At 65.5% G+C, this 10,556-nt stretch carries 11 protein-coding genes; 7 read left to right on the forward strand and 4 right to left on the reverse strand.

Annotated elements, in window-relative coordinates; genetic code table 11:
- Positions 1 to 305 precede the first annotated feature (305 nt).
- Entirely contained in the window at positions 306 to 1,487 is a 1,182-nt protein-coding gene (locus NP3_RS40055; RefSeq protein ID WP_063046925.1) for a lipase family protein, read from the reverse strand.
- A 264-nt stretch (positions 1,488 to 1,751) separates the two neighbouring features.
- Here NP3_RS40055 and crcB (NP3_RS40060) point away from each other — a divergent pair, with 264 nt between their 5' ends.
- Genes crcB (NP3_RS40060) through pgm form a run of 4 tightly spaced genes read left to right on the forward strand, consistent with a single transcriptional unit; the run spans position 1,752 to position 4,665 of the window.
- Entirely contained in the window at positions 1,752 to 2,210 is a 459-nt protein-coding gene (crcB, locus tag NP3_RS40060) for a fluoride efflux transporter CrcB (RefSeq protein WP_305793865.1), read from the forward strand.
- A gap of 33 nt (positions 2,211 to 2,243) precedes the next feature.
- On the forward strand, positions 2,244 to 2,618 hold the full coding sequence (locus tag NP3_RS40065) for a DUF190 domain-containing protein (RefSeq protein WP_063046919.1): 375 nt from the start codon (positions 2,244 to 2,246) through the stop codon (positions 2,616 to 2,618).
- Entirely contained in the window at positions 2,615 to 2,977 is a 363-nt protein-coding gene (gene crcB, locus NP3_RS40070; RefSeq protein WP_063046920.1) for a fluoride efflux transporter CrcB, read from the forward strand. The genes NP3_RS40065 and crcB (NP3_RS40070) overlap by 4 nt, the downstream gene beginning before the upstream one ends.
- A gap of 47 nt (positions 2,978 to 3,024) precedes the next feature.
- Positions 3,025 to 4,665: a phosphoglucomutase (alpha-D-glucose-1,6-bisphosphate-dependent) gene (pgm, locus tag NP3_RS40075; protein ID WP_063046921.1), complete on the forward strand. Its 1,641-nt coding sequence runs from the start codon at positions 3,025 to 3,027 to the stop codon at positions 4,663 to 4,665.
- A 93-nt stretch (positions 4,666 to 4,758) separates the two neighbouring features.
- Here the strand turns inward: pgm and NP3_RS51250 are convergent, their stop codons facing one another.
- Complete coding sequence (locus NP3_RS51250; protein WP_281197667.1) at positions 4,759 to 4,884, reverse strand: hypothetical protein; 126 nt, start codon at positions 4,882 to 4,884, stop codon at positions 4,759 to 4,761.
- A gap of 73 nt (positions 4,885 to 4,957) precedes the next feature.
- Between NP3_RS51250 and NP3_RS40080 the strand changes: the two genes are divergently transcribed.
- Entirely contained in the window at positions 4,958 to 6,385 is a 1,428-nt protein-coding gene (locus NP3_RS40080; protein WP_245721302.1) for an MFS transporter, read from the forward strand.
- Between the two features lie 120 nt (positions 6,386 to 6,505).
- Entirely contained in the window at positions 6,506 to 7,243 is a 738-nt protein-coding gene (locus NP3_RS40085; RefSeq protein WP_373864820.1) for a DsbA family protein, read from the forward strand.
- Between the two features lie 36 nt (positions 7,244 to 7,279).
- Here the strand turns inward: NP3_RS40085 and NP3_RS40090 are convergent, their stop codons facing one another.
- Both NP3_RS40090 and NP3_RS40095 read right to left on the reverse strand, forming a co-directional pair.
- On the reverse strand, positions 7,280 to 9,238 hold the full coding sequence (locus NP3_RS40090) for an MFS transporter (protein ID WP_063046923.1): 1,959 nt from the start codon (positions 9,236 to 9,238) through the stop codon (positions 7,280 to 7,282).
- 407 nt (positions 9,239 to 9,645) lie between these two features.
- Entirely contained in the window at positions 9,646 to 9,978 is a 333-nt protein-coding gene (locus tag NP3_RS40095) for a transglycosylase family protein (RefSeq protein ID WP_063046924.1), read from the reverse strand.
- 242 nt (positions 9,979 to 10,220) lie between these two features.
- Here NP3_RS40095 and NP3_RS50055 point away from each other — a divergent pair.
- A partial coding sequence (locus tag NP3_RS50055; RefSeq protein ID WP_218025029.1) for a hypothetical protein occupies positions 10,221 to 10,556 on the forward strand: 336 nt, incomplete at its 3' end.

The following is a 10,556-nucleotide window of genomic DNA, read 5'->3' on the forward strand; positions in this document are numbered from 1 at the left end:
TTCTGGTGGGCCACCGCGATTTTCGTGGCCGGTGCGGTGATCACCGCGTTCCTGATGCCGAATACGGTTCCGGCTCCGTCGGAAGGCGAACCGGTAATCGTGCACTGAATCTGTTCGGTGTTCGAATTGCAGCGCCTGCGGCGCCGCGTGTTCGCGGCCCCCTGGTGGCTCGCGTCCGACCGATCGAGACTCGCGACTTCGTCGCATGCTCTTCGATCGGTCGGACGCGAGCCGGGCCGCGAACGTCGCTCGTAAGGACTCGCTCGGTGGTGGTCTCCTGAGTCGGGGAGCGTTGTTACTGATTGTCAGCAGTTGCTGGGCGCCGGGAGTCCCGCGAACCGGTCGGACAGGTAGGCGAATGCCAGTGGCGCACCGGCGAATATCGCCGAAGTGTGGTCGGTGCCCGGAATCAGGTCGAACAGCACCGGCGTGCCCGCCGCGCAATAGCGGCCCACCACCTCGCGGGCCAGCCACGGGTCCACCTGCTGATCGTTGGCGCCATGCCATTCGTAGATCGCGGCGCGTGGCACACCGGGATATGTCTGCAGGCTGTTCTCGTCCATGACCCGGATCGTGGCGTCGTCGGCGTCGAACATCGAGCCGTTGAAGACATCGTCGAAGTCCTTGTTCGCACCCGCAGCGATGATTTCGGAGGTGCAGGCATTGGCGACCTGGTTGCGCAGTGCCCAACCCTCGGCATTGAGGAACCGCTCCATCGACAGTTGGGCCGGATATTCGCGCTCCAGACCGATCGTCGCCGCGAATCCGAGGCCGAACAGCGGGTTCGGCCGCGAGCCGGCCTCGCGGGCCAGCTTGCCGAGGTTTACCGGAACCCCGCCCTGCGCGACCCCGGCGATCGGCAGCTCCGGCGCATACTCCGGTGCCATTGCCGCCGCGAATCCGGTTGCCATGGCGCCGCCCGAGTATCCGGTCATGCCGACCGGACTAGCCGTGAGATCGGCTGGCGCGAAACGCTTTACCGCTCGTATCCCGTCCAGGGTGAGCCGACCGCCCAGGCGGGCCGCGCCATAGGCGCTGGTCGGCCCGAGGTGGTCCGGAACCGTGACCGCCCAGCCGCGAGCCAGCAGCAGATTCAGCACGGGCGCCTCCTGCATGCCGCCGTCGAAGAGGCTGTGCGACGGCGCGCACTGCAGGCCGAGCGAATTGACGAACGGCTGATACGAGACCAGCGGCCGGTCGAGTCCACCGCCCACCGGCAGCAGCAGGGTGGTCACGGCCGCGATGGGTCCGCCCGCCGAATCCGTCGACCGGTACAGCAACTGCCATGCCGTCGCGCCAGGAAAGCCCACCGCGTTCACCGACCGACTGCGGATCACATCGCCGGGCTGGAAGTTGCCCACATCCGGTGGCGCCCAATAGAAACCGTCCGGCTCCGGAATCGGATAGATCGGCTGTGCCAGGGCGGGCGGTGCGTAGCCGAGTCCGGCCAGCACGACCGCCAACGCCGCGATTGCGAGTCGCCGGATCGAAAGCCAGTCGCCACGAATCGATCTGCCGAACAGTTGCTGGTGCCCGCTTTTCACCGACTTCCTAGGCGCTTCGGGTATCGCCGATCGTGCCGCCATCATCGCTCCCGACCTGTGTCCGTAGGGGTGGGTGGGAACTTGGGCCAAACCTTCCAGGCATTCGTACGTTCTTGGTGCCGCCGTGTCAACGAACGACGCTGGTCGTGGTGGGTGCCGTCGTCCCGGATGTTCGGGCCCGCCGACCCGACCGTTAGCATTGCGCCGGTGACATTCGGCTCGGCAGGAGGTCAGCGCATGGGTCAGCGGGCCCGTACCCCTGCCGTCGAGCCGTCGGTGCTGGTGGTGATCTCGCTCGGCGGTGGACTAGGTGCGCTGGCGCGCTACGGCATCGGTGTGTGGTGGCCTGCGCAACCACATCAGGTCCCCTGGTCGACGTTCACGATCAATGTCGTGGGATGCTTTGCGATCGGAATTCTGATGGTTCTGATCACTGAAGTATGGGTAGCCCACAGACTGCTCCGCCCATTTCTCGGCATCGGTGTGCTCGGCGGCTTCACCACTTTTTCCACCTACAGCCTCGAGGTTCGTAGACTGCTCGAATCGGGTTCGGCGGTCGAGGCGTTCGGCTATCTCGGGGGGACGGTGGTGGCGGGCCTGGGGGCGGTCGTGCTCGGCATGTTTTCGGCGCGGTGGGCTACTGGTACGGCACGACGGACGAGTTGAATAGTGGAGAGCGCGACGGAAGGGGGTCAGGCGATGAATGATTCACCGACGGGCACTGGTCCGGCGGCGGGACAGTGGCAGTCGGCGGCGCGGCTGACGGTGCTGCTCGACGAGGACGACAGCTGGCGGCACGGGCCCCTGTACCACGAGATCGTGCGCCGCGCCCGTGACACTGGACTGGCCGGCGCGAGTGTGTGGCGCGGCGTGGAGGGTTACGGCTCGTCCTCGCGCATCCACACCAGTCGGATCCTCGATCTGGCCGAACACCTACCCGTGCTCGTGATGATCATCGACGAGGCCGAGCGGTTGCGCGCCTTCGTCGAACGGAATTCCGAGCTGCTCACCGCGGTGAACGTCGCATTGTCCGAGGTCGAGACTTGGCAGCCGAGTCCAGGGGGCGCCCGATGATGGTGGTGCTCGTCCTGGTCGGCGGCATGATCGGTGCGCCTGCGCGATATCTCATCGACCGTGCGGTGGCCGCGCGATTCGAATCTCTGCTGCCGCTTGGCACATTGACCGTTAACATTGTCGGTTCGGCGTTGCTCGGTGGACTGATCGGCGTCGGCGCGAACCACTGGCTGCTGGCCGCCGCGGGAACAGGTTTCTGCGGTGCGCTGACCACATTCAGCACCTTCGGCTACGAGACGATCAGGCTCGCGGCCGAGGGCGCCTACGCCTATGCGGTGGGCAATGTGGTGCTCAGCGTCGTGACCAGCTTGATCGCGGTGTTCGCCGCCGCGGCCACGACCCAGTGGTTGTGGACATGATTTTGATGACGAGCCGGGCGCAGCCGACACGGAAGGGAGACCCGAGCATGGCCCATGATCGAGCCGGGCGACCCGCGCGTCCCACCGACCTGGAGGACATCGCGCGTCTGGTGACGGCGTACTACAGCCGCATCCCGGATCCGGCCGAGCCCGCGCAGCAGGTGGCGTTCGGCACCTCGGGGCATCGGGGCTCCAGTCTGGACACCGCGTTCAACGAGGCGCACATCCTGGCCATCACCCAGTCGATCGTGGAATACCGTGCCACGCGGGGGATTACCGGTCCGGTCTATCTGGCCCGTGACACCCACGCACTGTCCGAACCCGCGTGGACCACCGCACTCGAGGTGCTCGCCGCCAACGATGTGACCGCGATGATCGATGCCCGCGATCGCTACACCCCGACGCCCGCGCTGAGTCATGCGGTGTTGCGGCACAACCGCGGCGGGGCAAAGCATCAGGCCGATGGCATCGTCGTCACGCCGTCGCACAATCCGCCGCGCGACGGCGGCTTCAAATACAACCCGCCGCACGGCGGTCCGGCCGATACCAAGGCCACCGACGCCATCGCCAACCGCGCCAACGAACTGTTGCGCAACGGCTTGGCCGGGGTGCGGCGGACCACACTTCGGCATGCGCTGGAAAACTGCGTCGAGCGCTACGACTACCTCGACCACTACATCGCGGATCTGCCGAATGTGTTGAACCTGGACGCCATTCGCGGCGCCGGGATCCGGCTCGGCGCAGATCCGATGGGTGGGGCCAGCGTCGACTACTGGGAGGAGATCGGGCAGCGCTACGACCTCGAACTCGAGGTCGTCAACCCGTTCGTCGATCCGACCTGGCGGTTCATGACGCTGGACTCCGACGGCAAGATTCGGATGGATCCGTCCTCGCGCTATGCGATGGCCTCGCTGATTGCCATCAAGGACGACTACGACATCTCCACCGGCAACGACGCCGACGCGGATCGGCACGGCATCGTCACACCCGATGGCGGACTGATGAATCCGAACCACTTCCTCGCGGTCGCCATCGAATATCTGGTCGCGAACCGGATGGGCTGGGATGCGCTCACCAAGATCGGCAAGACCGCGGTGAGTTCGTCGATGATCGACCGGGTGGTCAGCGTGCTCGGGCGCGATGTGTACGAGGTGCCGGTCGGCTTCAAATTCTTCGTGCCCGGATTGTTCAGCGGCAGTCTGGCTTTCGGCGGTGAGGAGAGTGCGGGCGCATCCTTCCTGCGGATGGACGGCACCGTGTGGACCACCGATAAGGACGGCATCCTGCTCGCCCTGCTGGCCACCGAGATCGCCGCGGTCACCGGCCAGAGCCCGTCCGCGCGCTATGTCGAACTCGAGAAGCGCTACGGCAGTCCGGCCTATGCCCGCATCGACGCCGCCGCGACCCCGGAACAGAAAGCACTGCTCGGGAAGTTGACACCGGACATGATCACCACAAAGGAGATCGCCGGTGAGCCGATCACCGCGGTCCTCACCCGAGCCCGCGGCAACGGCGCCCCCCTAGGCGGCTTGAAGGTCACCACCGAAAACGCCTGGTTCGCCGCCCGCCCCTCCGGCACCGAAGACAAGTACAAGATCTATGCGGAGTCCTTCCAGGGCCCCGAACACCTGACCCAGGTCCAAGCGGCCGCGGAAGAAGTGGTCGGGCAGGCGCTGTCCGGTGAGTGATAGATCGACTGCGGGGTCGTCGGAGTCGCTAGGTTCGAGAGCTTCAGCGGGGGAGGCGGGCGCGTTGGGGGCGGGAATGCCAGCGTGGTCGGGTCAGGCGTTGGGGTCGGCCGAGTCGGCGGGATCGGCAAGGACGTCGAGATCGGCTGACGCTGCGGCATCCGGTTCGGTGGGGACGGGATCGCTGGGTGCGGCAGCTTCGGCGGGGTCAGCGGGCACGTCGGAGTCGGGAACGCCAGTGGGTTCGGTGAAGGCGTCGGGCTCGGCGGGGTCGCTCGGGTCGGGAGCCTCGATGGGAGTAGCAGGCGCGTCCGGGGCGGGAATGCCTTCGGGGTTGGCGAACGACGGGAGATCGGCGGAGACCGCGGTGGCGTCGGGTGTGGTCGAGGGGCAGGGCGGGGTGGCTATTGGATGGAGTGGGGCGGCGTCCAGGGCTTTGCCAGTTGAGATCTGGGTGTTGGTCGGGGCTTCGTTTGTTATCGCCGTCGGTTTCGGTCTGGTGGCGCCGGTGTTGCCGCAGTTTGCGCGTGGGTTCGGGGTTGGGGTTGCCGCGGCTTCGGCGATTGTCAGTGCGTTTGCGTTGATGCGGCTGTTGTTCGCGCCGGTCAGTGGGCGGTTGGTGCAGCGGCTGGGAGAGCGGTCGGTGTATCTCGGGGGCTTGTTGATCGTCGCGGTGTCGACCGGGGCCAGCGCGTTCGCCCAGAGTTATTGGCAGCTACTGGTTTTGCGCTCGGCGGGTGGGGTCGGGTCGACCATGTTCACGGTGTCGTCGCTGGCACTGGTGATCCGGATGTCGCCGCCCGCGCAGCGCGGGCGGGTGTCCGGGCTGTGGTCGACGAGTTTTCTGATCGGATCCGTGAGCGGGCCGCTGGTCGGTGGTGCGCTCGCGGGGCTCGGATTGCGGGCGCCGTTCCTGATCTACGCGGCGGCGCTGCTGCTCGCTACCGCGGTGGTCTATGTGAACCTGCGGCATTCGACCTTGGCCGCACCGGAACCGGTGGGCGGGCTGCGGCTGATGTCGTTCCGGGAGGGACTGGCACGGTCGGAGTATCGGGCGGTACTGCTGTCGAATTTCGCGAATGGCGCGGCGGTATTCGGCGTGCGGATGGCGTTGGTGCCGCTGCTCGTTGTCGAGGTGCTGCATCAGCAACCGGGCATGGCCGGTGTCACGCTGACGGTGTTCGCCGCGGGCAATGTGGCGGTGCTTTTCGCATCCGGCAGGCTTTCGGACCGCTTCGGGCGCAAACCCTTCCTGATCGGCGGCTCTCTGATCTGTGCGGCCGGAACAGCCGGACTCGGTCTCGCGACGAACCTGCCCTGGCTGCTGGTGACCTCATTCGTGGCCGGTCTGGGCTCGGGCATGTTCACCCCCGCCCAGCAGGCGGCGGTCGCGGACGTCATCGGACCGAAGGCCCGCGGCGGCCCGGTGCTGGCGGGCTTCCAAATGGCGGCCGACCTAGGCACCGTCATCGGCCCGGTCGCGGTGGGCGCCGTTGCCCAACACTTCTCCTACGGCCTCGCCCTCGCCCTGACCGGCGCAGTACTCGCCGTCGCAGCCGCGATCTGGGCACTGGTCCCTGAACCACTGCACCGGCGCGGTGTGGAATCGAAAGTGGAAGCCATCGCGGACAGCCCACCCGCCTACACCTACGGCCCGGACGACGCCGAACGCCTCGTCGACGCCCCCGACTCCCAGGACAACAACTACGCCTCCCACTGATCTGGACGTCTGATCACTATGTAACCCGGGAGGGGCGCTCTCGACGTTTGCCTGCATCAATGCATGGTGATCAAGCACCCCGTGCATGGGGTGGGGTGTGGTTGGGGCAGAGTGTTCGGGGTGAGCGAATCGGGATCGAAGTACACGCCGCGGCCGATGTCCAGTGCGACCACATATGCCCTGGGGGGCGTGGCGCTCGCGCTCATCGTGTTGATCGTGTTCCTCGCGTTCCGGTGGGGGCGCGACGACGCCACGATCCGCAATGACGGCTATGGATCGGTGCACAGCGCGGACGTGCGCGCGGTGCTGGACCAGAACAACGGCACGATTCTGCTCGGTCGCCCGGACGCGGCGAAGACCATCGATGTGTACGAGGATCCGCTCTGCCCGTCCTGCGGCGCGCTGGAGCGACTCTACGGTCAGGAGATCGCGCAGCAGATGGACGAGGGCAAACTCGCCGTCCGCTACCACCTCGTGACCTTCCTCGACCCGAAGTCGAAGAGCAAGGATTATTCGACTCGCGCGGTCGCCGCGAACGAATGTGTCGCCGATACCGGTTCGGGTCCGGTTTATTCGAAATTCCACGCGCTGCTGTTCACCTCGAAGCAGCCGGACGAAGGCGGCGCGGATCTCAGCAATGACGATCTCGCGAATGTCGCCAAGGAATCGGGCGCCTCGCTGGAGGCGGTGCAGTGCATCAGCTCCGGGGCGAAACTCGACACGGCGAAGATCCACGCGCAGATGGCACGCGCCGCGCTGACCGATGCCAATGGCGAGGTCGCCACGCCCGCGGTCTTCGACGGCAAGAACAAGATCGACGTGAACAACCACGAATGGGTCGTCGACCTCACCAAGTGATCGTGCCGGGCGGCGGTACCGCCCGGCACGACGTCGTTAACCGGCGGGTTCGGGTTCCGGCTCTTCCTCCGCGATCGCGGCCAGTTCGCGCTCGACGAGTTCGTCGTGCGCCTTGGCCTCGGCGGCCGCCTTCTTCGGGCTCCAGTGTCCGGCCATCAGGAAGACGAACGGCAGGAACACGACCTGTGCGGCCAGGCAGATCCACCACCAGCGTTCCCACTGCTTCGGCGAATCGGCTTGCGCCTGCTGCACTTCCTTGGCGTGCGCGGCCAGATAGGCCTGATCATCGGCCGGAATCGTGCCGACCGACTGCAACTGCGTAGTCGCCTGCACCAGTTTGGGGCCGACGGTCCCCGCCACCGCGAGATCGGCGGCAGGAATCTGCTGCACGGCTTGCAGCCGCGCGATCGCCTGATCCACCGGAATACCGAACTTCTTCGCGACCTGACCGACCGCCGCCAGACCCGCGTTCGCATCGGCCGGATTCGTGGTCAGCGTGGCCAGTGTCGCCGAATCGATCGCCTGCAGCGTCGCCAATTCCTGCGGGTAGCGGGTGTTGAGGCCGACGGTCGTCTGGATATCGGCCGGTGACGCCCCGGTCAGTTTTGTCAGCGCGGTGACCTGTGCGACCTGATCATTGGGGTTCTGCTGCAGTGCCGCAAGGGTTTCCGTGCCGACCGTCTGAATGGTCGCGAGTTGCTGGGCGTATTTGTGCGCGATCTCCGACAGCCGTGGTCCGTAATTGACCAGCGGACCGGCCGCGTTCACCACGATCAGCAATCCGAACAGCACCACGGTGACGACGCTGCGCAGGGTGCCGCCCCACACCGCGAGCCCCACCGCGGTCGCGGCCGGATTACGGGCCTCGACCGTCTCGGTGAAGCTCGCCATCCAGGTGGAATAGGCGATTCCGGTGCCGACCGCGATCACCACGAAAACCGTTGCGAACGAGTAGTAATCGGTATCGGGCTGATCGGTGTAGCCGATGAACAGGTACATGCCGACGATGCTGATGAGCGCGCCGACGATCATGAACGGCTTGCGCACCTTGAGTCTGTCCGACACGATGCCTGCCAGCACCAGCGCTATCGCATTGGCGGCCCAGTACCAGTTGCCGAGTGCATTGGCCTTGGCCGGACTGAAGCCGAAGTTCGTCGCCATATACACCGGTAGGAACGACACGATGGTGTAGAAGAAGGCGAGGAAAAGGCTGATCGCCAACGCTGAGCCGATGATATTGGGGCGCAACATCTGTCGCCACACACCCTGCTCGAGTTCCTTGACATCCAACCCGCGGGCCCGGGCCTCGATCAGCGCACGGTCGCGCAATGTCACCATGATCTGGTCGCGCAGTTGCGGACTGAGCTCACGCAATCCGATCACCGCGACCACCGCGATGACGAGGCTGATCACACCACACAGCCGGTAGTGGTACTGCCAGTCCGGATGCGCGTCGAGCGTGTGGGTGGAGATCTGCGTGGTGACCAGGGCGCCGATGACCGGTCCCAGCGTCCAGAAGCCCATCGCCGATGCCCGGTCCAGCTGCGGGGAGAAGTCGCGGATCAGTGCCGGTGTGGCCACCAGCACCGCGCCTTCGACAATGCTCACCAGGCAGTACACCAACAGGTACTGCTCCTTGGTGGTCGTCGCGGGCACCGCGAACAGCGTCAGCAGCGAGCAGATCACCACGCCGTAGGCGACGATATTCGCCCGGCCCCATCGATCCAGCACGCCCGCGAGCACCGAGGCCACCGCACCGAAGGCGGCGCCGATGATGAAGATCCAGACGAAGTAGGCGAAGGACAGGTCGAAGTACCCGATGAGTTCATTGCCGACGGCGCCGGTGACGAACAATTGGTAGTAGAGCGCGATCGAGGCGATGACCACGACGGCCAGATACCAGGAGCGGGCGGGCGTATCGGGATAGTGCGGTAGCTTGCGTTGCCACAGCCCCGTGAGCAGGGTCGGCGGATCCGCGATCTGGGTCGAGCTCATGGTCGAGATGCCTTTCTAGCCACGGCATTCGTAAAGACCTGAACCGTGCGTGGATCAGGACGAGTTACCGGGTGGACACAGGGTAGTGAGATGGATCACTCCCCGCAGGTGTTTCGGACCATGAGAACGCTCGATTTGCGGAATTGAAATAGTCGGTACCGATGAGTGGGACTCTCGGTTGACGTCGCAGGCATCTCGAGCTGGGGTGAGAGTTACGAATTCTGCCGCCGCGGAGGGGTTTTCGATCCCCGATGTGGAGCGTGCGGTTCGGTTGAATTGTACGGCGGTTGCTCACCTGGTTGCCGGAAATAATTCCGGCACCGGCGATTTCGTTTTGATATCTCGACCGTACTGACGACAACGGGGCCCGTGCTCGATGGCACGGACCCCGTCAGGTCTATTCGGGCTTACAGGTAAGCGCCGCACACGGGCCAGGCGCCCGGGCCCTGGGTGGCGAGCACATTCTCCGCGACGCGGATCTGCTCCTCGCGGCTCGCTCCACTTGGGCTGCCCGAGCCGCCGTTGGCGGCCCAGGTGCTCTGCGTGAACTGCAGGCCGCCGGAGAAGCCGTTACCGGTATCGGTGTTCCAATTGCCGCTGCTCTCGCACTGCGCGACGGCGTCCCAGTTGTGGCCGGAGGCCGATGCGGTAGCGGTGGACAGGCCGAACGGAACTGCGGCGATGGCACCGGCGACGGCGGCGAGACCAAGGGCACGGGTGAGCTTGCGGTTCTGAGTCATGTGGATTCCTGGCTGCGCCCGCTCGGCCCGGCGGACTTCCGCCGTGTCCCTGCCCCCAGCGATGTCGGGGACCCTCGAAACCGCGGGGCAGGGTTACCGGCGTTCAGCGATTCGAGTTCGAGCCCGTCGCGTTGATCCGGGCTGCCGACGACGCTAGCGAAGAATTCGCGATAGATCACGTTGGGATAACGTCCGAATTGCCTCGACCACAACTCCGGATTATCGGCATTCGCGCAGTTCGAATGCGTGAAAATGTATATATACGATCGTTCGTGATAGTTACGTTATGTGTTCGGGATCACTACGAAATCGTGATCCGGATCGCGTTTGAGCGCTGGAACCTGCGAGGTATGTCCGGTTGCGCCACCGGTTCGATGCACGTCCTGCGGGGTACGGATGGTGAAATTGTTATCCGCTGGGGTGCTTGTGAATCCTGCATTCGAGCTTCAATGAATCGGAGCGACGCTGTATCCCGGTATTTCGGTGATGCTCGTGCGGGGCGTTTCGGGGTGTTGCCGGCGTCGGTCTGGACGGGATCGGCGCTCAACGGCCTTGGCGACCGTTCGGCCCGGATGGCC

Origin of the sequence: Nocardia pseudovaccinii NBRC 100343 (genome assembly GCF_001613225.1) — a bacterium.
GTDB classification, from domain to species: Bacteria; Actinomycetota; Actinomycetes; order Mycobacteriales; family Mycobacteriaceae; genus Nocardia; species Nocardia pseudovaccinii.